25 protein-coding genes and 2 tRNA genes are annotated in these 25916 nt (G+C 66.6%); 15 read left to right on the top strand and 12 right to left on the bottom strand.

The features are described from left to right. Positions 1-39: 39 nt before the first annotated feature. The 3 genes from BLW38_RS00770 (at position 40) to BLW38_RS00760 (ending at position 772) form a co-directional block, all read left to right on the top strand. A complete protein-coding gene (locus BLW38_RS00770; RefSeq protein WP_092812933.1) occupies positions 40-420 on the top strand; it encodes a Rid family detoxifying hydrolase in 381 nt (126 codons plus the stop codon). Next, complete coding sequence (locus BLW38_RS00765; protein ID WP_092812930.1) at positions 421-663, top strand: hypothetical protein; 243 nt, start codon at positions 421-423, stop codon at positions 661-663. A 27-nt stretch (positions 664-690) separates the two neighbouring features. Next, a tRNA-Ser gene (locus BLW38_RS00760) sits at positions 691-772 on the top strand. 67 nt (positions 773-839) lie between these two features. On the opposite strand, the gene BLW38_RS00755 is transcribed toward BLW38_RS00760, so the two are convergent. Then, complete coding sequence (locus tag BLW38_RS00755) at positions 840-1358, bottom strand: helix-turn-helix domain-containing protein (protein WP_092815408.1); 519 nt, start codon at positions 1356-1358, stop codon at positions 840-842. 406 nt (positions 1359-1764) lie between these two features. Here BLW38_RS00755 and BLW38_RS00750 point away from each other — a divergent pair, with 406 nt between their 5' ends. Together BLW38_RS00750 and BLW38_RS00745 are read left to right on the top strand one after the other, a co-directional pair. Then, a complete protein-coding gene (locus BLW38_RS00750; protein WP_092812927.1) occupies positions 1765-2241 on the top strand; it encodes a VOC family protein in 477 nt (158 codons plus the stop codon). 250 nt (positions 2242-2491) lie between these two features. After that, positions 2492-4099 (top strand): long-chain-fatty-acid--CoA ligase, encoded by a 1608-nt coding sequence (locus BLW38_RS00745; protein ID WP_092812924.1) that lies wholly within the window; start codon positions 2492-2494, stop codon positions 4097-4099. Between the two features lie 202 nt (positions 4100-4301). On the opposite strand, the gene BLW38_RS00740 is transcribed toward BLW38_RS00745, so the two are convergent. The 8 genes from BLW38_RS00740 to BLW38_RS00705 all read right to left on the bottom strand — a co-directional run bounded on the left by BLW38_RS00740 (position 4302) and on the right by BLW38_RS00705 (position 13026). Further along, a complete protein-coding gene (locus tag BLW38_RS00740) occupies positions 4302-4787 on the bottom strand; it encodes a Zn-ribbon domain-containing OB-fold protein (RefSeq protein WP_092812921.1) in 486 nt (161 codons plus the stop codon). Further along, positions 4784-5974 (bottom strand): thiolase C-terminal domain-containing protein, encoded by a 1191-nt coding sequence (locus BLW38_RS00735; protein ID WP_092812918.1) that lies wholly within the window; start codon positions 5972-5974, stop codon positions 4784-4786. Before BLW38_RS00735 ends, BLW38_RS00740 begins: the two co-directional genes overlap by 4 nt. Before the next feature lie 2 nt (positions 5975-5976). Further along, a complete protein-coding gene (locus BLW38_RS00730) occupies positions 5977-7917 on the bottom strand; it encodes a 3-hydroxyacyl-CoA dehydrogenase/enoyl-CoA hydratase family protein (protein WP_092812915.1) in 1941 nt (646 codons plus the stop codon). A 126-nt stretch (positions 7918-8043) separates the two neighbouring features. Continuing rightward, positions 8044-8751, bottom strand: a complete 708-nt coding sequence (locus BLW38_RS00725; RefSeq protein ID WP_092812912.1) for an ABC transporter ATP-binding protein — start codon at positions 8749-8751, stop codon at positions 8044-8046. Then, positions 8748-9626 (bottom strand): ABC transporter ATP-binding protein, encoded by an 879-nt coding sequence (locus BLW38_RS00720; protein WP_092812909.1) that lies wholly within the window; start codon positions 9624-9626, stop codon positions 8748-8750. Before BLW38_RS00720 ends, BLW38_RS00725 begins: the two co-directional genes overlap by 4 nt. Next, entirely contained in the window at positions 9623-10720 is a 1098-nt protein-coding gene (locus tag BLW38_RS00715; protein ID WP_092812906.1) for a branched-chain amino acid ABC transporter permease, read from the bottom strand. The genes BLW38_RS00720 and BLW38_RS00715 overlap by 4 nt, the downstream gene beginning before the upstream one ends. Beyond that, positions 10717-11739: a branched-chain amino acid ABC transporter permease gene (locus BLW38_RS00710; protein WP_092812903.1), complete on the bottom strand. Its 1023-nt coding sequence runs from the start codon at positions 11737-11739 to the stop codon at positions 10717-10719. The genes BLW38_RS00715 and BLW38_RS00710 overlap by 4 nt, the downstream gene beginning before the upstream one ends. 6 nt (positions 11740-11745) lie before the next feature. After that, complete coding sequence (locus BLW38_RS00705) at positions 11746-13026, bottom strand: ABC transporter substrate-binding protein (RefSeq protein ID WP_177167388.1); 1281 nt, start codon at positions 13024-13026, stop codon at positions 11746-11748. Positions 13027-13337: 311 nt separating this feature from the next. Here BLW38_RS00705 and BLW38_RS00700 point away from each other — a divergent pair, with 311 nt between their 5' ends. From BLW38_RS00700 to rpiA, 3 genes are all read left to right on the top strand, one after another. After that, positions 13338-14447, top strand: a complete 1110-nt coding sequence (locus BLW38_RS00700; RefSeq protein ID WP_092815405.1) for a THUMP domain-containing protein — start codon at positions 13338-13340, stop codon at positions 14445-14447. Positions 14448-14556: 109 nt separating this feature from the next. Continuing rightward, positions 14557-15681, top strand: a complete 1125-nt coding sequence (locus BLW38_RS00695; RefSeq protein ID WP_092812897.1) for an ORC1-type DNA replication protein — start codon at positions 14557-14559, stop codon at positions 15679-15681. Positions 15682-15716: 35 nt separating this feature from the next. Further along, the gene (gene rpiA / locus BLW38_RS00690) at positions 15717-16451 is read left to right on the top strand and encodes a ribose-5-phosphate isomerase RpiA (protein WP_092815402.1); all 735 of its coding nucleotides are present in this window, start codon (positions 15717-15719) and stop codon (positions 16449-16451) included. Positions 16452-16569: 118 nt separating this feature from the next. Here the strand turns inward: rpiA and BLW38_RS00685 are convergent, their stop codons facing one another. Next, positions 16570-16737, bottom strand: coding sequence for a DUF1931 family protein (locus tag BLW38_RS00685; RefSeq protein ID WP_021075019.1), 168 nt, complete (start codon positions 16735-16737; stop codon positions 16570-16572). A 211-nt stretch (positions 16738-16948) separates the two neighbouring features. Here BLW38_RS00685 and larB point away from each other — a divergent pair, with 211 nt between their 5' ends. The 5 genes from larB (at position 16949) to cgi121 (ending at position 21674) form a co-directional block, all read left to right on the top strand. After that, positions 16949-17770 (top strand): nickel pincer cofactor biosynthesis protein LarB, encoded by an 822-nt coding sequence (gene larB, locus BLW38_RS00680; protein ID WP_092815399.1) that lies wholly within the window; start codon positions 16949-16951, stop codon positions 17768-17770. Next, positions 17767-18093, top strand: coding sequence for a GIY-YIG nuclease family protein (locus BLW38_RS00675; protein ID WP_092812894.1), 327 nt, complete (start codon positions 17767-17769; stop codon positions 18091-18093). The genes larB and BLW38_RS00675 overlap by 4 nt, the downstream gene beginning before the upstream one ends. Before the next feature lie 60 nt (positions 18094-18153). Beyond that, positions 18154-18408 (top strand): hypothetical protein, encoded by a 255-nt coding sequence (locus BLW38_RS00670; RefSeq protein WP_092812891.1) that lies wholly within the window; start codon positions 18154-18156, stop codon positions 18406-18408. 132 nt (positions 18409-18540) lie between these two features. Continuing rightward, positions 18541-21012, top strand: a complete 2472-nt coding sequence (locus tag BLW38_RS00665; protein WP_092812888.1) for an ATP-dependent DNA helicase — start codon at positions 18541-18543, stop codon at positions 21010-21012. After that, positions 21009-21674, top strand: a complete 666-nt coding sequence (gene cgi121 / locus BLW38_RS00660; protein WP_092812885.1) for a KEOPS complex subunit Cgi121 — start codon at positions 21009-21011, stop codon at positions 21672-21674. The genes BLW38_RS00665 and cgi121 overlap by 4 nt, the downstream gene beginning before the upstream one ends. Before the next feature lie 114 nt (positions 21675-21788). Here cgi121 and BLW38_RS00655 read toward each other — a convergent pair. Further along, a tRNA-Gln gene (locus tag BLW38_RS00655) sits at positions 21789-21861 on the bottom strand. 146 nt (positions 21862-22007) lie between these two features. Between BLW38_RS00655 and BLW38_RS00650 the strand changes: the two genes are divergently transcribed. Then, on the top strand, positions 22008-22616 hold the full coding sequence (locus BLW38_RS00650; protein ID WP_092815396.1) for an IMP cyclohydrolase: 609 nt from the start codon (positions 22008-22010) through the stop codon (positions 22614-22616). A 48-nt stretch (positions 22617-22664) separates the two neighbouring features. On the opposite strand, the gene BLW38_RS00645 is transcribed toward BLW38_RS00650, so the two are convergent. Next, positions 22665-23849, bottom strand: a complete 1185-nt coding sequence (locus BLW38_RS00645; RefSeq protein ID WP_092812882.1) for an aspartate kinase — start codon at positions 23847-23849, stop codon at positions 22665-22667. Between the two features lie 188 nt (positions 23850-24037). Between BLW38_RS00645 and BLW38_RS00640 the strand changes: the two genes are divergently transcribed. After that, positions 24038-25825, top strand: a complete 1788-nt coding sequence (locus BLW38_RS00640; protein WP_092812879.1) for an excinuclease ABC subunit C — start codon at positions 24038-24040, stop codon at positions 25823-25825. Positions 25826-25916 lie beyond the last annotated feature (91 nt).

The raw sequence follows: 25916 nt of genomic DNA, 5'->3' as shown, positions 1-25916 counted from the left end.
GACGGGGTGTTTAAATACGCGAGCGCTCGATCGGCGAGTATGACGGATATCGTACACACCGACGAGGCGCCGGCGGCGGTCGGCGCGTACAGCCAGGCGACGAGCAACGGCGATCTCGTGTTCACGGCCGGACAGATCCCGATGACGCCGGACGGCGAGTTGCTCGCGGACGCCGACATCGCGACACAGACCGAACGGGCCCTCGAGAACCTCACGGCGGTGTTGTCGGCGGCTGGCGCGGACCCGAGCGACGTGCTCAAAGTGACCGTCTTCCTGGCCGATATCGACGACTTCGAGGCGATGAACGAGGTGTATGCGGGCTACTTCGACGAGGAACCGCCGGCCCGATCGGCGGTGCAGGCGGGCGCGCTCCCGAAGGGTGTGGGCGTCGAGATCGAGGCGATCGCCGTCAGCGAGTAGATGGTGTCCGCAGGCTCAGGGGAATCGACTGCGACCGCAGCCCGCGTGAAGTCGGCGATCCTGTGGGGGCTCGTCGGCGGGGTGGCGTTCCTCGCGGCGTTTCAGGGCTATCGACTGTTTCGGGCAGAAGCCCTCCCGATCGGCCTGGGTGGAGCGGCGGTGATCGCGGTCGTGATCACGGCCGTCGTCGCGGCGATCGCCTACGCGGTGGAGTACCGCCTGCGTGCGAACAGAAGGGTTTAACAGTAGGACGGCAGTAGGACGAATCGAGCCGGGATGGCCGAGTGGCAAGGCGCACGCCTGGAAAGCGTGTTCCCTCACGGGATCGAGGGTTCAAATCCCTCTCCCGGCGTTTCTCCGCGACGACGTGACACCGAACGGTGAGCACTGCCGGCGGGCGAGTGCACACCGACCGCCGATCACTGCTGACCGTCGGTGATGTTCTCGAACAGCTCCGGATCGGTGCCGAACTTGAGGACGTTGGTCAACGCGTGGTTCCGGAGGTTGTTGATCACCTTGCCGTGTTCCTTGTAGAACTCGTGGATCCACTTCGACTCGGCCTCGCCATCCGGGAACATCATCACGGCGCGCCACTGGTAGGCGCCGTCACAGAGGAAGTAGAACAGCGTGCTCTTGTCCTCCCGGATGTGCTCCATCGCGTCGCGCCAGCCGTCCTCGAAGTGTTCGGGGTTGAACTGGAACTCGAACAGTGAGAAGCTGAAGTACGCCTCGTTCGGCAGGATGGCCTCCCGGAAGACGTTCGCGTCGCGCATGTTCCGGATCGACTTGCTCACGGTGACGTGGGAGACGTCGATCCCGTGTTCCGCCTCGAGGACGTCTGTCAGCTCCCGGGCCGACAGCTGCGGATCCCGAGCCAGCTCCCGGAGGATCAGTACGTCGCGCTCCTTGAAGTCCCACTCGGGTTCGGTGTCGGTCATCTCACGTAGGGAGTGACGTTGCCCGGCGGGTGAGAAACTTTCGGTCGGATCCTCGGCGGCGTCGGCTTCGGAGGGTTCGTCTTCCGAGCCGGCCGTTCCGTCGGCCGTTTCGTCGGCGTCGCTCATCGATCGACCACCGTCGCTCCCCGGCGATTCCGGATGCGAAATACTGAGTGGTAATTCATACCACAATGTATGTTGTGGGTGGTAAATAATTCCACCGTCCGACGCCGCGTCGGAAACGGGATCGTGAGTGACGTCGACGGCAACGAGCGGCGACGACAGCAGGTGGCAACGGTGCGCGACACGGCAAGCGGCGACGGAGAGTGGTGACGGCAAGTGGTGACGGCAAGCGACGACAACGATCGACGGCAATAATTAACAATGTGTACGGCAATGACGACCTATGGGTGAAGACGCACCACGCGCGCGGGTCGACCACGTCGGAATCGCCGTCGAGGACGTCGAGTCGGCGGAGCCGCTGCTGACGGCCTTGGGATGTCGGCGGCTGGTCGACGACGTCGTCGAGGACCGGTTCCGCTGGGTCTACTACGAGCTGGGCGGAGGCTCCCGGATCGAACTCATCGAGCCGGTCGCCGAGGAGTCGTTCCTCACCGACTACCTCGACCGGCACGGGCCCGGCCTCCATCACGTCACGATCGAGGTCGCCGACATCGACGCGATGACGGCGACGCTCGAAGCGGCCGGCTTCGAGATCGTCGATCGGGCGGCGTACGACGAGTGGATCGAAGCGTTCGTCTCCCCCCGCAATCCGACGGGTACGCTGTTCCAGCTGATGGAGTATACGGCACGCTACGGCGAGAACGGGGAGCATACGGCCGCCGACCTGGTCGTGGGCGATCGGCGCCTCTCGACGGAGTGAACGTGCGGTGAGCGACCGACTCCATCCCGACGACGTCGATCACCATCGATAGCCGATCGTATCGATTGGAAAGAATTCCCGAAAGTTTAAATTACTATGTAAAATATGGTATCCCGTTGGCGAAGGCATCGTCAGAGAGTCACACTCACGTGGCGATCGACCGCCGCAATCACCGGCGGAGACCACACCGAGGCGGACACCGCGACGCGCTGGACGACCACGACCCACCACACGTCACTGAACGACACCCATGAAACGACCACTACTCACGACTGACTATCTCGATCGGGCGGTCACGCTCTACGGCGACGACGTCGGCGTCGTCGCCGAGGACGGGACCGAGTTCACGTATAACGAGCTGAACGACCGCATCAATCGCCTCTCGAACGCGCTGCTCGAGTGGGGCGTCGAGAAGGGCGACCGTGTGGCGCTGCTGACGCCGAACTCCCACCGGTTCATCGAGACGCTGTACGCGACGATGCAGATCGGTGCGCTGTTCGTGCCGCTCAACTTCCGGTTGCAGCCGACCGAGTACGACTACCTCGTCGACGACAGCGCCCCGTCGGTGCTGATCGCGCATACGGGCTTCACCGAGAAGGTCGACCACCTCAAGGGGACCGACGCCGAGGCGGGAACCTCGGTCGAGCGGTGGGTCGCCTACGACGGCGACGCCGCCGGCGAGGGCTGGCACGGCTACGAGGACGTGCTCGCCGAGCACTCCCCGGAGCAGCCGGACCGTCCGGACATCTCCGAGGAGGACGACGCGACCATCCTCTACACCAGCGGCACCACCGGCAACCCGAAAGGGGTCGTCCACACCCATCGGATCCAGCACTACCACGCGCTGATCCACTCCCACCACGTCGAGTTCGAGGACGACGACACGCTGTTGTGGACCTCGCCGATGTTCCACATCAACGGCTGGGGGCACATCTACGGTCTCACCGGCATCGGCGGCAAACACGTCATCGTCGAGCAGTTCGACCCCGAGACCGTCTTCGAGCGCATCGCCGACCACGACGTGAGCTACCTCGGCGGCGCACCGACTGTGTTGAACATGCTCTTGGACTACTACGAGGACGCCGACGTCCCGTCGACGGGCGAGAAGCCGGTGCGCGTCGAGACGGCCGCGAGCCCGCCGCCGAAGAGCACGATCCGCGAGGTCGAGGACGAACTCGGTTGGCGGATCATCCACGCCTACGGCGCCACCGAGACCGGACCGCTCGTGACCACGAGCAACACGCGACGGAAGATCCAGCAAGGGGATAAATACGACATCATCAACAAGCCCGGATTCGCGACGCTCAACACGGAGATCCTCGTCGTTGACCAACACGGCGATCCGGTTCCGACCGACGACGAGACCCAAGGCGAGGTCATCGTCCGCGGCAACCAGGTGCTGGACCGCTACTGGAACAAGCCTGACGAGACCCACCGGGCGTTCCACGACCGGCGCGACGACTGGTTCCACACCGGCGACATCGCGACCTGGGACGAGAACCGGATGCTGACGATCGTCGACCGGAAGAAGGACGTCATCATCTCCGGCGGGGAGAACATCTCGACGATCGAGGTCCAGGACGTCATCTACGAGCATCCCGACGTGCAGGTCGCCGCAGTCATCGGCGTTCCCCACGAGAAGTGGGGCGAGACGCCGAAGGCGCTGGTCGTGACCCAGGAGGGAGCAGACCTCACCGAGGACGAACTGATCGAGTTTACCCGCGAGCGACTGGCCCACTACAAGTGCCCGACGAGCGTCGAGTTCCGCGAAACCCTCCCACAGACCTCGACCGGAAAGATCCAGAAGTACGAGCTCCGCGAGGAGTTCTGGGACGACGAGGAGAAGAACGTCGGGTAACACGCCTGCAAAGCCCATCGTGACCGGTTCGTTCCCGGACCGATCGTCCCGTCGAAACCGGATTTTCCGGTTTTTCACGAGTACCGTCGACGTCCAGGCGGAGCGCCACCGAGAGCGGCGTTAGCGTACCGTCGGAGCGTCACGAGAACATCGGCGAACGGGTCCGCGACCGATCTCGAGACCGGCCCCAGGAGACCCCGGCTCAGTCCTCGACCGGGACGAACCGGTAGAAGACCCGGTCCTGGTCGGTCGGCCCGTCGATGTCGACGATCTTCAGTTGGACCGGATCGCCGATCGCGAGGTCCTCGTGGCTCGCGTCGTCGACCCGTGCGGACAGCCGCACGTCGCCAAGGTCGACGACGCCGGCGACGAACGGCGTGTCGTCGGTCATTCCGATCGCGGCGGTGCCGCGGACCTCGGTGAACGAGTGGAGCGTCCCCTCGTGGGGAAGCGACGTGTACGAGAGGTCGTCGCTCAGACACTCGGGACAGACGATCCGGGGAGGGAAGTGGACCGCCCCGCAGTCGTCACACGTCGTCGTGGTGAGTTCTCCGTTCCGGAGGTTGTCGTAGAACTCGTGGATCCCGGTGTGTTCGGCGTCCTGCAGGTCGTAGAAGTCGAGCAGTCGCGGGAGATCGACCTCGTTCGGGATCGAGATCGTCTCGCGGGGCGGGTTCTCGCGCGTCATTGCGGATCCCTCCCAAGCGTCATCACGCTGTGAACCGACCCGCTGCCGCTCAGGTTGTGGATCAAGCCGGTCTCCGGGTCGCCCGCAACCGCGCGCGCGTCCGGCACGTCGCCGGTGAACTGTCGATAAACCTCAAGCGCCTGACAGACGCCGGTGGCACCGAGCGGATGGCCACAGCCGAGCAGGCCCCCGCGGGGGTTGACCGCGACGTCGCCGTCGAGCTCGCTGCGACCCTCCTCGATGAAGGCACCGCCCTCGCCCTCCTCGGCGAAGCCGAGCTGTTCGTACTCGATCACCTCGCTGATCGAGAAGCAGTCGTGGACCTCCGCGACGTCGATCTCCGCGAGCGGGTCCTCGATGCCGGCCTGGTCGTAGGCCTTCTCGGAAGCCTCCCGCGCTTGGGGCCAGGTCGTCATCGACGGCAGGTTGTTGATCGAGTTGCTCGAGAGACACGACTGGCCGCTGCCGGTGATGTAGGCCGGGGTGTCGGTCACCTCCCGCGCCTTCTCCTCGCTGACGAGCAGCACGCCGGCGGCGCCGTCCGTGATGCCGCTGCAGTCGAGCAGGTTCAGCGGCGGCGCGATCGGATACGACTCGAGGACGTCGTCGACCGAAACCTCCTCGCGGTACTGCGCGAAGTCGGTCGCGGCGGCGTGGCTCTTGTTCTTCGCGCTCACCATCGCGAGCTGCTCGCGGGTGGTACCGTGTTCGTGCATGTGCCGCTGGGCGAACTGCGCGAAGTGGGAGGGGCCGTTGAGCCCGTTGACGCCGTCGAACTCGCGGTCGAGCACGTTCGTCATCGTCGACTGCATCTCGGGCATGTACTCCGTCCCGAGGTTCATCTTCTCGACGCCGAGAACCAGCGCGACGTCGATCTGGCCGGCGGCGATCGCCAGCCACGCGTACCGGAGCGCCGCCTGGCCGCTCGCACACGCGAGCTCCGTCCGCGAGATCATATCGGCATCGATTCCCAGCAGTTCCGCGACGAGCGGCGCGACGTGGCTCTGGAAGGCGAACCGTTCCGGCTGGACGGCGCCGACGAACAGGCCCTCGACGTCCGACTGGTCGAGACCGTCGACGTCGTCGAAGGTCGCCTTGCCGGCCTCCTGAGCGAGGTCCTTCCAGGTGGCCTCGCGCTCGCCCCACTCGGTCAGGCCGCCGCCGACGATCGCTGCGGTTTCAGTCATCGTCACTTGAACTCCGGTTCGCGATCATTGCGGAAGGCGTCCACGCCCTCGATCACGTCGTCGGTCGTCGTCAGCAGGCCGAAGCCCTGGCTCTCCATCGCGAGGCCGGCCTCGAGACTGGCGTTCTGGCCCTCGTTGATCACCGTCTTGGCCACCTTCAGCGCCGTCTTGGGTCCGGTGGCGATGTCGTCGACGAACTCGCCGACGACGTCCTCGAACTCGTCGCCGGGGACGGCGCGGTTGAGGAGCCCCCAGTCGGCAGCCCGCTCGGCGGAGACGTGGTTGCCGCGGAAGACGAGCTCCTTCGCGCGCGTCTCGCCGACGATCCGGGTGAGTCGCTGTGTGCCGCCGCCGCCGGGGATCAGCCCGAGGTCGATCTCGGGACTGCCGAGCGTGGAGCGCTCGGAGGCGATCCGAAGGTCACACGCCAACGAGAGTTCGAGGCCGCCGCCCAGACAGAAGCCGTCGATCTTCGCGATCGTCGGCCGGGGGTACTCGTGGACGGTCTCGATGGATTCCTCGACGTCCATGATCTCGGTGGGGGCGTTCGTGAGGAAGCCGGTGATGTCGGCACCGGCGGAGAACTGGTCGCCGGCCCCCGAGAAGACGACACAGGAGACGTCCTCAACGGGCGCGTCCTCGAGGGCGCGCTGGACCTCGGCGAACATCTCCTCGGAGAACGCGTTGAGCCGTTCGGGGCGGTCGAACTCGATCGAGAGGACGCCGCGGTCGTCGAGGTCGACGTTGAGGAACTGGTAAGGCCACTGGCCGTGGTAGTCGTAGAAACCGAGGCCGGCGTCCTCGCCGGTCTTCCCCGCCTCCACGAGCTCGACGAGGTGGTCGGCCGGTTCGTACCGATCCTCGCCGTACTCCTCGTGAAGCGACCGGAGCTTCTCGAGAACGACGTCGAGACCGATCTGGTCGGCGAGCCGGCAGACGCCGATCGGGAACCGACCGCCGAGCCTGATGCCGAGGTCGACGTCCTCGGCGGTGGCGACGCCCTCGCCAATGAGCCTGGCGGCCTCGTTGATCATCCGCGCCTCGACGCGGAGGGTGTCGAAGCCCTCGCGGTCGTGGAAGTCGTAGGTCGTCCCCTCGCCGTCCTCGTACTCGTAGAACCCCGTCCCGGTCTTGCGCCCGAGTTCGTCGTTCTCGACCTTGCGCTCGATCGGCGGCGGCGCCTCGTACCGGGAGTCCTCCCGGAAGTGGTAGCCGATGTCGATCCCGCTGTAGTCGGACAGCTCGAAGGGGCCCATCGGATAGCCGCGCTGATAGACCATCGCCGCGTCGGCCTCCTCGATCGTCGTCAGTCCCTCCTCGAGCATCCAGGCCGGCTCCTCCATGAACGGCACGAGGACGTTGTTGACGACGAAGCCGTGGACGTCCTTTTTGACGTCGATGGCGGTCTTGCCGACCGAGTCGGCGTACTCGTGCATCGTTTCGATCGTCTCCTCGCTGGTCTCCTCGCCGTGGACGACCTCGATGAGATCCATCCGGATGGGCGGGTTGAAGTAGTGCGTCCCGACGACCTGCTCGGGCCGGTCAGTCGCGGTCGCCATCTCGGTGATGGACAGTCCCGAGGTGTTGCTCGCGAGGATGGCGTGATCGGGGGCGTACTCGTCGACCTCGCTGAAGGTGTCCTTCTTGATCGACATCCGCTCGGGAACGGCCTCGATCACGAGATCGGCGTCCTCGACGGCCGCCTCGAGGTCGGTGGTGCCCTCGACGCGGGCGAAGACGTCATCGGCGGACTCGTCGATCCGGCCCTTCTCCGCGAGCTTCCCGAGACTCCACTCGATCTGTTCGAGCCCGTCCTCGACGAGCTCGTCCTCCAGGTCGCGGACGACAACGTCGTAGCCGCCGATCGCTGCGACCTCGGCGATTCCGTGTCCCATACTGCCCGCGCCCAGTACCGCGACGCGGTCGATTGTGTCTACGGTCATCACCCGTACTTCGTTAACATACTCCTTCAAAGTTGTGGTTAAAAAATACAGTATGAAGATTAGAAGTGAATTAAGAATACACTGTTAACCAGATCAGTGATGGGAGAGCGGCGAGCGCGTCGCCGACTAGACGCCGAGGTGTCGCTGACGCAGCTCGTCGTCCTCCCGAAGTCGGTCGGTGGTGACCTCCTCGACGATCCGGCCCTCGTCCAGGATGTAGTGACGGTCCGCGACGGCCATCGCGGTCGCCACGTTCTGTTCGACGATGAGCACCGTCACGCCGCGTTCGTCGTTGATCCGGGTGACGACGTCCTCCAGCCGCTCGACGATCTGGGGCGCAAGTCCCTCACAGGGCTCATCGAGCAGCATCAGGTCCGGGTTCGACACGAGTGCGCGAGCGATCGCCAGCATCTGCTGTTCGCCGCCGCTCATATTCTTCGCGTGACGATCGCGCATCTCGTCGAGTTCGGGGAACAGATCGAACATCTCCTCGGCCGGTAGGGGGTCCTCAGCCGCCGATGCAGCGATATGGACGTTTTCGGTCACGGTCAGCCGCGGGAACAGCTGGCGTTCCTCCGGGACGAAGCTGATCCCCTGATCCGCGCGGTCGTAGCTTTTCCGATCGAGCAGCTCCGCGTCGCGATATCGGATCGAGCCGTCGATGATCCGGGGGAGATCGGCGCCCATAATCGCCCGCATCGTGGTCGTCTTGCCCGCACCGTTCCGGCCGAGCAGTCCGACGGCTTCGCCCTCCTCGATCGCGAGGTCGATCCCGAAGAGGATCTGTCCGGTCTCGTAGCCGGCCTCCAGTCCCGACACCTCGAGGAGACTCACAGCGATCCCTCCTCGTCACGCTCGCCGAGGTACGCCTCCTGGACCGCGTCGTCGTTGCGTATCTCCTCGGGCGTTCCGGTCGTTAGTACCTCGCCGCGGTGAAGAACGGTGATTCGGTCGCTTCGTGAGAGGACGATGTTCATATCGTGTTCGATCAGCAACAAGGTGAGTCCGAGCTCGGATTGGATGTCCTCGATGAGGTCGGCGGTGGTCTCGGTCTCGACGGCACCGAGCCCGCTGGTCGGCTCGTCGAGCAGGAGCACGCTCGGGTCGGTCGCCAGCGCCATCGCGATCCCGAGCCGGCGCTGGTCGCCGTGGGAGAGGTTCTTGGCCGTTTCCTCGGCGAGATCGTCGAGCTCGGTCAGCTCGAGGACCTCGTGGGCGCGTTCGGTCGCGAGATCGCGACCGCGCCCGAGAAGGTCCAGCGAGAACGCGCCCTGTTCGGCGGTCTGGGCGACGATCCGGACGTTCTCGTGGACCGTCTGTTCGGTGAACAGCTGGTTCGACTGGAACGATCGGACGAGCCCGTCGTGTGGCCGGGCGTACTGAGGCGTGCCGGTGATCTCCTCACCGTGGAGATAGACGGCGCCGGCGGTCGGCTCCAGCGCGTTCGTCAGGACGTTGAAGAACGTGGTCTTGCCCGCACCGTTCGGGCCGATGATGGCGCGGAGTTCGCCCTCCGGGACGGCGAGGTCGACCCCGCCGACCGCGGTGAGCTCGCCGAACCGCTTCGTGAGCCCGCGTGCACCGAGGGCCGCCTCGGTCGGGTCAAGCGATTCGTGGTCAGTTCCCGGGCCAGTTACGGACGCCGGGTCGGTCGCGTCGTCGGTCACGCGTTCCGCTTCGGTCGCGTCGTCGGACGATGTGTCGGTCATTCACGGATCACCTCGGTAAGGCGGCGTCGCACGCGGTCGGCGATCGACCGAACGAATCCCCACAGTCCCTCCCGCGGCGAAAGCACGATCACGACGACGAAGAGGAACCCGAAGAAGAACCGCCAGTAGCCGAGGATCGGGCCGACGTCGACGGTTCCCAAAAGCGGAACGGCCACCATCTCCAGGTTCGTGAGATACTCCCGCGCGAAGAACCAGGAGAACGCCCCGGCGATCGGGCCGAAGAAGTAGCTCATCCCGCCGAAGATCGACATCAGGATGACCTCGGCGCCGGTCATCATCCCGAAGTTCTCGAGGGAGGCACCCGAGTTCCGGATCACGAGCAGCGTCCCGGCGATCGCCGAGAAGATGCCCGACAGGGTGAACGCCCACACCTGGTACCGGGCGGTCGAGATTCCCATCGCCCGTGCGAGCTCCTCGTTGTCGCGGATGGCGACGAGCGTCCGGCCGAACGGTGACCGGACGATCTGCCAGAGCGCGAGGGTCGCGAGAACGAAGACGATCGCGACGAAATAATAGAGGTCGAACTCGCCGCCGCCGAGTTGGACGACGCTCTGTCCGCGAAAGCTCTCGATCCATCCCGGCGTCGTGCCGGAGCGAAGCCCGTCGGCGCCGCCGGTCAGCCCGAAGGGATCGGCGTTGACCACGAAGTGGATCGCCTCCGCGAACGCGAGCGTCAACATCGCGAAGTAGATCTCCCCGTAACCGACGATGAGCCGGGCGATCCCGTAGGCGATCAGCCCGGCGACGATCACGCCGATCGGCGCGGCAACGAGGTACGGGAGATCGAAGTGGCGCAACCCGATCGCGACCCCGTAAATGCCGGTGCCGAGGAAGATCGCGTGGCCGAACGAGAGCAGCCCGCTGTACCCGTATAGGAGGTTGAACGCCGCCGCGAACAGCATCCAGATCAGCATCGAGGACGCGATGTAGCTGCTTCCCAACAGGGCGTCGTGGGCGATGACGGGACGCAACAGACCCACGAGCAGCAGGATCCCGATCGGGACCTGGTAACGGCTAATGGACGCGAGCAGCCGGTCGCGTCCGTCCGCCGTCGGTTCGGTCGCGTCACTCATTCGAGTAACCCCTCCTCACCGAAGAGGCCACGCGGACGGACGAGCAGGACGCCGATCATCACGAGGAACGGCATCAGCCCGCCGATCCCGGAGACGTACAGCCACTCGAGGCCGGCCACGGTCGTGGCCGCCCGAAGCATCACCGGCGTGACGAAGACCGCGACGCCGATCAACAGCGCGCTCACGACGCTTCCGAAGATGCTGCCGAGCCCGCCGACGACGATGACGACGAACGCGAGGATGACGAAGTCCATCCCCATCCCCAGGTCCATCCCGACCTCGGCACCACGGAGCACGCCGCTCAACCCGGCGATCGCCGCGCCGATGAAGAAGACGATCGTGAACCGTTTCGGGATGTCGATGCCGAGGAACTCGGCCATCTGCTGGTCCTGGAGCCCGGCGCGGATCGAGAGCCCGAAGTCGGTTCGGTACATCAGCACATAGAGACCGCCGACCACGAGCGCGCCGACGGCGGCGGTGAACAGCCGCGTGGTCGCGATCTCGAGGAATCCAACCTGGACGGACGCCCGCAGCACGGCCGGCGGGTCGAAGCTCAGCGGCGTGCCGCCCCACTGGGCGCGGGTCGCTTCCTCGAGCATCAACGCGACCCCGAAGGTGGCAAGCAGGCCGATAAGCGGGTCCTCCCCGTAGAGTCGCCGGAGGACCGTCACCTCCATCAGCACGCCGAGCAGTCCGACGCCGATCGGAACGACGACCAACGCGAGCCAGAAGGGGAGCTCGAACAACGCGACGGTCTGATACGCGCCGTACGCACCGAGCATAAACAGCGCGCCGTGTGCGAAGTTGACGACGCCGAGCAGCCCGAGGATCAGCGACAGCCCCAACGCGATCATCATCAGGATCATCCCGTAGACGAGTCCACCAACGAGGTTGCTGATGAACAGCTGCGGACGCACGGCGAGGGTGACGATCACCACCGCCAGCAGCGCGAGACCCGCAAGTAACCACGGGATCGAGGGCAGCTCGTCGGGCGTCGACGCGAGTGTAGCGACCGACATCGAACCCTACAGCTCGCACTCCGCGCTCGGTTCCCCGGCCGCCTCCTCGCCGGGCATCCGGTCGATGACCTCGAACCAGCGGTCGGGGTCGGACTCCATGTCCTCAACCGCCCGTCCCGCGCTGGCATAGACCGGCTGCACCAGCTGGTGGTCGGCGGCGCGCCAGTAGAGCGACTCTTCGGAGGGCTGCAGCGCCCGAACACGCTCGCTTTCGACCTCGTGGCCCTCGAGTTCGTTCTTGATCGCTTCACCGTCGGTCGAGCCGGCCCGAACCGCGGCGCGGACGAGCTGGTCGACGGACGTGTAGCCCATATAGTGGCGGACGTATGGCTCGTGTTCGGACATCTCGCGGATCTCCGAGATCCAGTCCGCCGGTACGTCGAGGGAGGGGAGCCACCCCTGGCTGGCGACGTCGATCGCGGCGGCGGCTTCCTGGCCGACGCCCCAGAGGTTCACGTCCTCGAGCTGGTGCATCGCGATCGTGTAGTCCTGCTCCAGACCGACGCTGAGCAGCTGATTCATCGAGGTCCGCTGGTCGAGCCCGGCGACCAACAGCGCGATCCCGTCGGGATCGGCCTCCTCGGCCGTGTTGAGGTAGGAAGTGTAGTCGTCCGCCGGGAACGGGACCGCCGAGGAGCCGATCACGTTCGAGCCGTTCTCCTCAAGGACTTCCGTGAAAATGGTTTCTGCGGTCTGTCCCCAGGTGTAATCCGAGTAGAGGATGTACCAGTCGTCGGCCTGTTCGGCCATCTGCGGGGCCGCGACGGAAGCCTGCATCGAGTTCCCGGAGTAGGTCGCGAACATGTACTCGGAACACTCGGCGCCGGTGATGTCGTCGGAGGCGCCGTGGGGACAGAACGGAACGCGGTTGTCCGACCCCCACGACCCCATCGCGATCCCGACCGCGGAGGAGACGCCGCCGTAGGCGGCGTGAACGCCGTCCTCGACGACCATTCCCTCGAGTCGCTCAACGGCGACCGAGGGGTCGACCTCGGTATCCGCAGTGACGAGATCGACGGAGACATCGAGATCGTTCTCGAGATGGCGAATCGCCAGCTGGCCGCCGTCACGTTCGGCTTCACCGTTGGGAGCGAAGGCACCACTGAGAGCGGTCGGACAGCCGATCGTGATCTCGAGTGTATCGCCAGTCGTGCCCGTTGTTGCACCGTTGCCGCCGCCATTGCCGTTGCCGCCGTTCCCGTTGCCGCCACCGTTTCCGTTCCCCATACACCCGGCGAATCCGAACGTTCCCGCCGCGGTCGCGGCCCCGCCGAGTCGTCGCAGCACTTGTCGCCTGTTAGATCGTGACATTCTGAACGCCTATTCCGGACGCCCGAATAAATAACTTTGGTAACTATATCCGATTTTGCAGACAGAGTGTTAACCACAAAAGTCGGGTGACGCCGAATATCGAACGATCGGTCACCAATACACGTTCCGTCCTTTCCAACGAATCTGTCGAGGATGTTGAAACCGGACGGCTGGTCACCGAAAGTTGGAGCGGGACGGCCGATGAACGAGACGGCACGGGGGACGGCGGTGGGGAGCAGCCACCGCCGACCGCTATCCTCATTGCGTGCGCGACCGGATCCGGACTCGTGTACTGGCTCGAACTCGCCGGGGAAGAGGACGCGTTCGCGACCTACGAGGCCGGCTGCCTGGTGCCGGGCGTCGAACTCCTCGCGCCCGGGATCGCTCGCGCCGGTCGAGTCGGCGATGGCGTCGCGCGGCTTGCGTACACGCGGGCCGCCCACGAGGCGATCGGCCGAACCGACGCGACGATCGCCAGCGCCGTCGCCGCGTTGCGAGCTACGAGCATCGACCGCACCGGCAGCGTCGCCGTGCGGGCACGCGACGTGCGCGGGACGGCCGAGATCTCGACCGAACGTGCCGAACGTGACCTCGGACAGGTGCTGGTCGACCGCGGGTTCGACGTCGATCTCGACGATCCCGATCACGTCCTGCGGGCGCTGTTCGCGGCCGGTGACCGTGCCGACCACCGGGCCGTCGAGGGCGCCGACGGGGAGGCGGCCGACGTCTGTGTCCTGGGGTGGCGGACGGTCGTCGCCGATCGGGACTTCGCCCGAAAGCCCACGGATCGACCGTTCTTCCAACCCGGGAGCATGGCGCCGGTCGACGCCCGCGCGTACGTGAACATCGCACGGGCGGGGCCGGGGGGGACGCTGCTCGATCCGATGTGTGGAACCGGCGGGATTCCGCTTGAAGCCGGCGCCGTCGGCGCCCGCGTCGTGGCGGCGGACGCCCAGGCGAAGATGGTTCGTGGGACGCGCCGAAACCTCGAAGCGCTGTCGGCCGGTTCGGTGGCAGAGCCCACCGACGCGGACGGGGATGCCGAGGCCGGCTGGAGCGTGCTCCGTGGTGACGCGACACGACTGCCGATCGTCGACGACGGGGTCGACTGCGTCGTCTTCGACGCCCCGTATGGCCGCCAATCCAAGATCGAACGCCACGAGTTGGCGGACCTGGTGACCGGCGCGCTCACGGAAGCTAACCGGACAAGCGATCGCACGGTGCTCATCGCGGATCGCGACTGGCGATCGGCGGCAATCGACGCCGGCTGGAACGTCACGGCGCGGTTCAGCCGGCGCGTCCATCGATCGTTAACACGGCACGTCCTCGTGTTGACCGATGGACCGGTCGGGGCGGCGGAGACCGCCATCGACCCACCGACGAAAGCGTCCCGATAGTGAAACGCGACGCCGTGATTCCGAACGGTTCGGGCCGATTCTGGCGCCGTTTCACTTCCACCGACGCTCCGGGGAACGATTAAGTGTTCCGGGAAACGTGGTGTAGACGATGACCGGGGACCCGGACGGGATGCTCTCGTGGGACGAGTCCGTCTTCCGCGACGAGCACGTCTTCGAGATCGACTACGTCCCGGAGACGTTCAACCATCGCGAGAGCCAGGTCGAGAGCCTGAAGTACGCGCTCCGGCCGGCTGCCCGCGGGTCCCGCCCGTTGAACACGATGGTTCGTGGCCCGCCGGGGACCGGCAAGACGACCGCGATCCAGAAGCTGTTCGGCGAGCTCGCCGCCCAAACGGACGTCCAAACCGCACACGTCAACTGCCAGGTCGACTCGACCCGATATGCGGTCTTCTCTCGGCTCTTCGAGCGCCTGTTCGAGTACGAGCCGCCCTCCTCGGGGATCTCCTTCAAGAAGCTGTTCGGCCAAATAACCGACCGCCTGATCGACGAGGACGAGGTCCTGGTCGTGGCGCTCGACGACGTGAACTACCTGTTCTACGAGAACGAGGCCTCCGACACGCTCTACTCGATGCTGCGCGCTCACGAGACCCACTCGGGCGCGAAGATCGGCGTGATCGTTGTCTCCTCGGACCTCGGACTCGACGTGATCGACGAGCTCGACGCGCGCGTCCAGTCGGTGTTCCGGCCGGAGGAGGTCTACTTCCCCGTCTACGACGTGACCGAGATCGCCGACATCCTCGGCGAGCGCGCGGCCCGCGGGTTCCACGACGGCGTCCTCGACCGACCGGAGCTCGAACAGGTCGCGGAGCTGACCGCCGAGAACGGCGACCTGCGGGTCGGGATCGACCTCCTCCGGCGCGCGGGGCTCAACGCGGAGATGCGCGCCTCGAAGACGATCGCGGCCGAGGACGTCGACAGCGCCTACGAGAAGTCGAAGTTCGTCCACCTCTCGCGGTCGCTGCGGGGACTGTCGGCCTCCGAGCGCGCGCTCGTCGAGGTGCTCGTCGACCACGAGGGCGAGCGTGCCGGCGACGTCTATGAGGCCTTCGAGGCGGAGACCGATCTCGGATACACCCGCTATTCGGAGATCATCAACAAGCTCGACCAGCTCGGGATCATCGACGCCGAGTACGCCGACGTCGAGGGACGTGGCCGGTCGCGGACGCTCACGCTGGCGTACGACGCCGAGGCCGTTCTCGACCGGCTGGAGTGACGGCGCTTTTCTACGCGGGGGCCGAGGGCACGCGTATGAAGACGACCGGGGGAACGGACGCACAGAAACGACGTGCCGGCGAATCGGCAGCGGAAGCGGTCTCGGACGGCGACGTCGTCGGTCTCGGAACGGGATCGACGGCGGCACACGCGATACGGGCGATCGGTCGCGCGGTCGATGCCGGGCTGGACGTCCGTGGCGTCCCAACCTCCTTCGACGCCCGAGCGTGTGCGCGCGACCACGGTATCCCGACCGTCGGACTGGACACGGTCTGTGGACCGGACGGTCCGGGCATCGATATCGCGATCGACGGCGCGGATCAAGTCGTCCTCACGGGTGAGGGTGGCGATGTTGAGGAAGTGTCCGGGACGCTCATCAAGGGTGGCGGTGCAGCACACGCCCGCGAGAAGGTCGTGGATGCGGCCGCCGACCGGCTCCTCGTCGTCGTCGATCCCTCGAAGGTGACGAACGTACTCACCGCCGACGTGCCGGTCGAGGTGCTTCCGGAGGCACACACGACCGCCGCCACGGCGATCCGTGACGCCGGTGGGGAGCCGACGCTCCGACGCGCCGAGCGCAAGGACGGCCCGGTCGTCACCGACAACGGGAACCTCGTCCTCGACTGTTCGTTCGACGCGATCGCCGATCCGGGCCGGCTCGCGGGAACGCTCTCGGCGATCCCCGGCGTACTCGATCACGGCCTCTTCGTCGATATGGCGGACGAGGTCCACGTCGGGGACGACGACGGCGTGGCGATTCACGAGATCTAATGCCATAGCGTGACGTCGACACGGTTCAATGTGACGGCGTGACGGCAACCCGCTCCGACTCGACGGCGCCGCCGCTCGTGAGCGTGACGGGCGAAATAACGGAAAGAGGGGGACCGAGTTAGAGGTCGCGCGGCTGGACCGTCTTCCGGTCGTTGGCTTCCGCGCGTCGCGCGGCGTCGGCGAGCAGCTCGTCGACTTCCTCGTCGAGCGCCTCGTAGAAGTCGGAGGCGACGTTCTTCTCATCCAGCGCGTCCTTGACCGCTGCTTTGACAATGAGGTCTGCCATGCGATCGAGGCTAGCCATCGATACTTAATAAGAGTTCCTGAATTCGCCCGATACGAGGCGCGTAAGGGCCGTTCACAGGATTCAATACCCTCCGGGATACACACGGTCACGGATCGATCGGATCGAGGGCCGATCGATCGCCGCCGTGGAACCAGCGACGGCCGGTCCGCGGACCGACAGCTACGAACCGTTCGGGCCCGGATCCCCGCGTATGCGCGAGGTACTCGAATCGCTCGCAGCTGGGGAGATCGGGGTGCACGAGGCCGAATCACGGCTAGCCGGGTACGCGACGACCGACGCCGGTCGGTTCGACGCGGCCCGCGAGACGCGCCGTGGGATCCCCGAGGCGATCCTCGCCGAGGGAAAGACGCCGGCGGAGACGGCCGAACTCGCGCGGACCGCGGTCGAGACCGCGGGACGGGCAGTCGTGACCCGGATCGAACCGGGTGTCGCCGAGTCGGTCGCCGAAACGGTGATCGCCGCGGTCCCCGACGCCGATATCGAGCACGATGACCGGACGCGAACGTTCGTCGCCCGCGCGCCGGAGTTCGATCGGCCCACGTTGGACGCTCGAGTGAGCGTGATCACGGGCGGGACGAGCGACGCTCCGGTGGCCGGTGAGGCCGCGATCATCGCCCGCGAGATCGGTGCCGAGATCGAACTGATCGAGGACGTCGGCGTCGCCAGCCTCGTCCGGATCGTCGACCAGATCGACCGGGTTCGTGGCGCCGCCGCCGTGATCGTCGCCGCCGGCCGAGAGGGTGCGCTCCCGACCGTGGTCGCCGGCCTCGTCGACGCGCCCGTGATCGCGTTGCCGGTCTCGACGGGCTACGGCGTCGGCGGCGACGGCGAGGCGGCACTCCACGGCGCACTCCAGTCGTGTACCGTCGTGAGCGCGGTGAACGTCGACGCCGGATTCGTCGCCGGCGCCCAGGCCGGTCTCATCGCCCGCGGCGTCGGGGCTGCACGCGAACGAAACGGTGAGGAAACCGGGACCGAAGCCGATGACGAGAACGAACCATCCGACCGATGAGCGACCGGGGCGCCGATCGATCGATCGACGAGGATGCCGATCCATCAGCCGACGGCGCTGATGGCCACCACGTGTACGTGCTCGAGTGTGCGGATGGAACCCTCTATACCGGCTACACGACGGACGTCGACCGGCGCGTCGCCGAGCACGATTCCGGCAAGGGTGCCAAATACACCCGCGGTCGGACGCCGGTCGAACTCCGGTACGTCGAGTCGTTCGGCACGCGGTCGGCGGCGATGTCCCGCGAGTACGCGATCAAGCAGCTGTCACGCGCCGAGAAGGACCGACTGCTCGACGACGGCGGGAGAATCGACCGTGGGTGAACAGGGACGTCGGAACGATCGAACCCGATCGATTAACCACCTGCCACCCGGAAAATGGGTATGCCCACGCTCTGGCTCGTCGATCGGGAGTTCGACTCGAAGGGACTCGTCAGGCTCACCTACGCGACGACCGACGGTGATCGGACGTACACGAAGGAACTGGCCGAACAGCGGCTGTACGCGAGCGGCGGCGTGACGGCGGCGACCGAGGTCGAGGCGGACGCGCTCGAGGCGGCCGACCCGGCCGATGAGGAACGGTTTGCCGCCGAGGCACGGCGGATGGCCGCGGACCACGACCCCGACGAGACGATCTGAGCACGGACGACGAACGGCAAGACGAACGGCAAGAGACGAACGGCAAGAGACGAACGGCGATCGAATTCCAGTCCACAGACGGAACGGTCCACTCCGAGCGTTTAAATCGAATCGGGGACCAAGGAGGGGACAATGGAACCGACTTCGCTCTCCGGACTCCCGTCGGGGGTCGGAGAGGCGCTGGAAGCCGAGGGCGTCGCGGATCTGTATCCCCCGCAGGCCGAGGCGGTCGGGGCGGGACTGCTCGAGGGGGAGAACCTCGTGGCGGCGGTGCCGACGGCCTCCGGAAAGACGCTCATCGCCGAGCTCGCGATGTTGTCGGCGATCGAGCGCGGCGGGACCGCCCTCTACATAGTCCCGCTACGGGCGTTGGCGTCGGAGAAGCGTGCCGAGTTCGAACGGTTCGAGGAGTTCGGCGTGACGGTCGGCGTCTCGACCGGGAACTACGACTCCGACGGCGAGTGGCTGGCCACCCGCGACGTCATCGTGGCGACCAGCGAGAAGGTCGATTCGCTGATCCGCAACGGGGCACCGTGGATCGACGACCTCTCCTGTGTCGTCAGCGACGAGGTCCACCTGGTCAACGACCGCTCCAGGGGGCCGACCCTCGAGGTGACGCTGGCGAAGCTGCGCCGGATCAACGAGGGGCTCCAGACGGTCGCGCTCTCGGCGACGGTCGGAAACGCGCGGGAGATCGCCGACTGGCTCGACGCCGCCCTGGTCGACTCCGACTGGCGGCCGATCGACCTCCGGATCGGGGTGCACGCGAACGGAACGATCGACTTCGACGACGGCAGCCGGACGGAGGTTCCGGTGGGCGATCCGCCGACTGACGACCAGACGGCGGCGCTCGTCGACGACGCGCTTGGGACGGTGGAGGACGGACAGGGTGGCTCCTCGCTCGTCTTCGTCAACTCCCGTCGCAACGCCGAATCGGCGGCCGGCGATCTCGCCGCCGTGACCCGACGGCACCTCGAGGAATCAGAACGAGCGGAGCTCGACGCGCTCGCCGAGGAGATCCGGTCCGGATCGGAGACGGACACCGGCGAGACGCTTGCCGATGCGGTCGAGTCGGGCGCCGCGTTTCATCACGCCGGCCTCACGTCGGCCCACCGCGAACTCGTCGAGGACGCGTTCCGCGACCGGCTGATCAAGTGTATCTGTGCGACGCCGACGCTCGCCGCCGGGGTCAACACGCCCGCCAGGCGGGTGATCGTTCGCGACTGGCGGCGGTACGACGGAGAATTCGGCGGGATGAAGCCGCTCGACGTCCTGGAGGTTCACCAGATGTGCGGCCGGGCCGGCCGACCGGGACTCGATCCGTACGGCGAGGCCGTATTGCTCGCGAACAGCGCCGAGCGATCGGAGGAACTCTTCGACCGATACGTCTGGGCCGACGCGGAGCCGGTCCGGTCGAAGCTGGCGGCCGAGCCCGCGCTTCGAACGCACGTTCTCGCGACGGTCGCCACGGGGTTCGCGTCGACGCGCGACGGGCTCTTCGAGTTCCTGACCAACACCCTGTACGCCGAGCAGGCCGACGACGACCATCACCTCCGCAGCGTCACCGACGGCGTGGTCGAGTACCTCGTCGCGAACGACTTCCTCGAGCGCGATCGCGACGGCGACCGTGACGCGATCGCCGCGACGTCGATCGGCCACACCGTCTCGCGTCTCTACCTCGACCCGATGAGCGCGGCCGAGCTGATCGACGGGCTGCGTGCGGCCAGCGGCGGGAGCGGTACAGATACCGACGATGCCACCACTGCCGCCGATCGCGGCGATGGCGTGCAATATGCCCCGAACGAGGACTCGGCGGAGAAGACACAGGACTTCGTGACCTACGGCCGCGTCGACGGGAACGACGGCCGTGAAGAGGCTGACTCCGAAGCGCCCGACGGCCGACCCGAGCTCACGCCGCTTGGACTCTACCACCTCGTGAGCAGAACGCCCGATATGTACGAGCTGTACCTCAAGTCCGGCGACGAGAAGCGGTACACCCAGACGTACCACGAGCGCGAGGACGAGTTGCTCGGTCCCGCCCCCAGCGAGTACGAGGAGGTCCGGTTCGATGACTGGCTCGCCTCCCTGAAGACCGCCCGGCTCCTCGAGGACTGGGCCACCGAGGTCGATGAGGACCGGATCGCCGAACGGTACCAGGTGGGTCCGGGCGACGTTCGCGGGAAGGTCGACACCGCCGAGTGGCTGTTGCGCGCCGCCGAAACGCTGGGGCGGGAGATCGGCCTTCCGGACGACGCTGTCGCCGCGGTTCGAGACGCTCGAAAGCGCGTCGAGTACGGAGTTCGCGAGGAACTGCTGGATCTCGCCGGCGTCCGCGAGGTCGGGCGCAAGCGTGCGCGTCGGCTGTACGAAGCCGGGATCGAGTCCCGAAGCGACCTCCGAACCGCCGAGAAGGCGACGGTGCTCGGTGCGCTCCGGGGTCGTGAGCGAACCGCCGAGACGATCCTCGAAAACGCCGGCCGGGAGGATCCGTCGATGGACGACGTCCGTCCCGATGCGTCGGCCGCCGCGGCGGCGACGGCGGGAACCGCCGGCAATGACGGTGAGGGCGGGAACGGGCAATCGAACCTCGGTGATTTCCGATGACCGACGACCGATCGACGAACGGAGCGACGGGCGACACGGCGTACCCGACGCCACATCTCCTCGCCGGCGACCTCGCGATCGACGACCTGGACGCGTTCCTCGGGACCGTCCGGACGATCCGCGAGGAGACGAACGCCGTGATACAGGTCGTGGACGCACGCTACGTCGTCTCACGAACCCATCTCGACCGAGCGGTCGCACGTGCCGAACGGGCGATCGACCGGGACGCGGCGGTCGCAAGCGATCCGGCGGTCGAAGTCCTCCTGTATGCAGCCGGTCGGCGCCAGATCGACGAGGCGCTCGGGATGGGCGTCGAAGAGGGATCGATGCCCGCGATCGCGATCGTCTACCCGTCGTCACCGACACGTGGAGACGAGGACGACCGCCAGAATGAGACGGCACGGAGGGGCACAACGCCACCCCGAGAGACGACGCCGGAGGCGGTTTCGGCCGCCCTCGAGCGGCTCGAGGAGCGGTTCGACGACGCCACGAGACATTCACCTGGGGAGCGAACCGCCGTCGAGTCGTGGCTCGAAGACGTGACCGATCCAGGCCGCATCCGGTCGTTTCACGACGTCACGGAGACCGAACTCGCCGCAACGTCGGGTACGCTCAGGGACCTGATCGAGGAACGAGTGGCGCTGCTCGACGTCGAGAAGTGACGTGTTTCGAGCCCGGCGGGTCGCGTCGAACGGCGGAGAGCTGACCGCGGGACGGGTGCGGATGGACACCGACGTCGAGCCGACCGGCTTATGGATCGACGTCGCCGGAAGAAGTAGTCCATCCTGGATTCGAACCAGGGTCGTTGCCCCCAGAAGGCAACAGGATTGGCCACTACCCCAATGGACTGTGTCGGCACCAATTGCTATCCCGTCGATGGTTATGAGTGTTGCGAACCGAGCCGGTCGGTCGTCGCGGGCCGGATCGACAGGACCGGCCGGACCGGTGCGGACGGAACCGACATCGACATACCGATGCGGTCACCAGCGACGGGTATGTACATCGGACGATTCGTCGTCGTTGCCCCGGGGATCGGCGCCTACCGCGTCTCCTCGCGATCGTTTCCCAACCGCCAGGTCGTCGATCGGGATGGAACGCTCACCGTCTCGCCGACCCCGGATGCGCCACCGACGGAGAACCCGTACATCTCCTACAACTGCGTTCGAGCAGTCGAAACGCCGAGCGGAAAGCGACTCGCCGCGATCGGGAACGGGTCACACGTCGATCCGATCGCCGAAAAGCTCGAGATCGGATATCCGGAACGGGATGCACTCGCGGAGCCGCTGCTCGCGCTCGACTACGAGAAGGACGACTACGACACCCCACGGATCGCGGGCGTGATCGGCCCGGACGCCGCAACGATCGGCACCGTCCGCCGCGATGCGCTGCTCGTCGAGACGGTCAGCGAGCCCACGATCGTCGCCACCTACGAGATCGACTCGCCGGAGGCACACTCCCTGGAGGCAACCGCGGCGATCGAGGCGGCAACCGAAGTGCTCACGGCGTCGTTCGAACATCCGGTCTGTGCGGCCGGCGTGACGGTCGACGACGGCGGCGTCGACGTCGCCCTGGATAACGGAGCAGCCGATACCACGGACGCCTGACCGGGTCGAGCGTTCGGGTCCACCACGTTCGCCGAACCCCTCGTGAGATTACTGATCGAACTCGTCTTGAACGATCTCGAGTGCCTGCTCGCGGTCGTCCCATGCCACGAAGAGGGCGACCGAGGTGGCGCTCGTGATCAGGTCGACGATGTTGATCCCGGCAGCCGCCAGCGGCCCGACGATCTCCTGAATGATCCCGGGCTGATTGGGTAGCTCGCCGCCAGTCAGCCGGATGACGGCGATCGGGTCGTGAACGGTGACCGACGAGAGCGTGTCGTCCGCGACGACCCGCTCGTGTAACACCGCCTCCGCATCCTCCGAGCGGTTCCGATCGATGTAGAACGTCACCGAGTCCATTCCGGACGCGACGGCATCGACGTTGATGTCCTCGTTCCGGAGGGCGTCGGAGAGTTCGGCGAGGATCCCGGGACGATTACGGATCGCCCGACCCGCGACCGTGACGCAGGCGAGCGGCTGTTCTTGCATATCGATCAGGTTCTCGAACTCGCCCTCGATCCGCGTGCCGCCTTCGAGGAGATCGCCGTGTTGATAGTGGACGACCCGAACGGCGAGATCCTCGTTCTTGTAGGAGAGCGCGCTCGGCGCGACCACTTCGGCGCCGCGGAACGAGAGGTTCCGTAGCTCGTCGACCGAGATCCGCCCGACGTTTCGGGCCCCCTCGACGACGCGGGGATCGCCGGTCATTACGCCCTCGACGTCGGTGACGATGACGACTTCGTCGGCGTCCATATAGTTGCCCAACATCACCGCAGTGGTGTCCGACCCGCCGCGGCCGAGCGTCGTGACGTTTCCGAGGTGGTCCTGGGCCAGGAAGCCGGTGATGACGGGCACGACGCCGTCGAGTTCGGCCGCGAGCTGTTGGGCCCGTTCGCGGGTGGCCTCGACGTCGAGTTCGCCGACCTCGTTGGTGATCACCGGCCACTGGTCGCTTCCGGGCTCGAGAAAGATCGCGTCGACGCCGCGCGCAGCGAGGGCGGCCTTCAGCATCCGGACGCTCGTCCGCTCGCCCATCGAAACGATCTCGGCACGGTCGGCCTCGTCGGCCTCGAAGGTGATGTCGTCGAGGAGTTCGTCGGTCGTCGATCCCATCGCGCTGGCGACGACGGCGATCTCGTGGCCCCTCTCGACCGCCGTGGCGATCGAGTCCGCCGCGCGGTTGATCCGATCGCCGCTACCGAGGCTCGTGCCGCCGAACTTCGCGACTACTCGCATCCCGATCCCCCAGCATAGGCCGCGTGATGGTCAGTCATAGGCGGCCGTAACGGAGGGTCCTGCATAACTGTGTCTGTCTCGGCCGAAAGCCAACCGGATTCGATCCTGATGGCTTCGCTTCGATCCCAGCAGTCGTGCCGTCCCGCCGACCGCCGAGTTGAAACCCGCGAGAGACCAAGGACGGATCGATGGAGACCGGGGAGGTTCGAACGCGCGCCACCGACCTCCCGCGAGAGCCGGGAGTCTACCAGTTCCAAGCCGGGGAGACGACGCTATACGTCGGCAAAGCCGTTGATCTCCGGAGCCGAGTTCGATCGTACACGGACCCGCGGTCGACACGGATCCGCGGAATGGTCGATCGGGCTGAGACGATCGACTTCGCGGTCACCGACACCGAAACGCAGGCGCTCCTTCTCGAGGCGAACCTCATAAAGCGCAACCAACCCCGGTACAACGTCCGGCTGACCGACGACAAGTCCTACCCCCTCGTCCAACTCACCGACCACGAGGTCCCCCGGATCACCGTCACGCGGGACCCGGAGGAGGGAGCGATCGCGTACGGACCCTTCACGGACAAGGGACGCGTTGAGACCGTCGTCAAGGCGCTCCGGGAGGTCTACGGGGCGCGCGGCTGCTCGGATCACAAGTACGAGGGTCGAGAGCGGCCGTGTCTCGACTACGAGATGGGCCTCTGCTCGGCACCGTGTACCGGCGAGATCGGCGTCGAGTCCTACCTCGAGGACGTCGCGTCGGTGCGGCGATTCTTCGAGGGGGAGACCGGCGTCCTCGCCGACCCGCTCGAACGGGAGATGGAGGCGGCCGCCCAGGAGGCCGCCTTCGAGCGGGCGGCGAACCTCCGCGACGAGCTCGAGGCGGTCCGCGCGTTCCACGGCGACGGCGAATCGGCCGTCTCGTCACGCTCCGCGGACGGGACGACCGACGTGCTTGCGGCAGCCATCGAGGGAGACATCGCACGAGTCGCGCGGCTGCACAGCGAGAACGGCCAGCTCGTCGATCGAAGCCGCCACCGGCTCGATCGACCGTCGATAGAGACGGGCAACGGGAACAGCGGAGAGGGTGCAGCTGAGGCGACTGACGGGTTCGGATCGACGCCTGCGACCGTCCTCTCGGCGTTTCTCACCCAGTACTACGCCGAGCGCGACCTCCCAGACGTCGTACTTCTCGCCGAGCAGCCGACGGACGAGGACGTCGTGGCGTGGCTCGAGACACAGGGTGTCTCGGTGCGCGTACCGAGCGCCGGTCGAGAGGCGCGGCTCGTCGAGCTGGCGTTGAAGAACGCTCGGCGACGGAGCGGCCGAGACAACGAACTGGCGGCGCTCGGCGACCGGCTCGGGATCGATCGTCCAGATCGGATCGAGGGGTTCGACGTGAGCCACGCCGGCGGCCGGGACGTCGTCGGCTCGAACGTTTGCTTCGTCGACGGGTCGGCCGACACGGCGGCCTACCGCCGCAAGAAGCTCCCGGAGCAGAACGACGACTACGAGAGCATGCGGAAACTGATCCGGTGGCGCGCGACCCGCGCCGTGGAGGGTCGCGACGACCGGCCGGATCCGGACCTGCTGCTCGTCGACGGCGGCGAGGGACAGCTCGGCGCCGCGATGGACGCCCTGTCGGCGGTCGGCTGGGACGTGCCGGTGGTCGGGCTTGCGAAGGCGGACGAGATCGTGATCACGCCGGATGGACCCCGGGACTGGCCGTCCGACGCGACCGAGTTGCACCTGCTCCAGCGAGTCCGTGACGAGGCACACCGATTCGCCGTGCAGTACCACCAGTCGCTCCGGGACGAGGTGTCGACGGTGCTTGATGAGGTTCCGGGCGTCGGACCCGAGACTCGCCGACGGCTTCTCAGACGGTTCGGGTCGGTCGAGAACGTCCGATCGGCGTCGATCGCGGACCTAACCGACGTCGACGGCGTCGGAGAGGCGACCGCCGAGACGATCCGCAGCCGGTTGTGAGGTCGGCGGGCGATCGGATCAGCGGAAACGTGGATCCGAGCAGGCGTCGCTGTGGAAACGGCGAACGGGCGACGCTGATGGGGGTGGCGAG

The organism is Halopenitus malekzadehii (genome assembly GCF_900108505.1).
Taxonomy (GTDB): Archaea; Halobacteriota; Halobacteria; order Halobacteriales; family Haloferacaceae; genus Halopenitus; species Halopenitus malekzadehii.
Note: the sequence above shows the minus strand (reverse complement) of the source record. Positions and strands in the feature narration are given on the sequence as shown.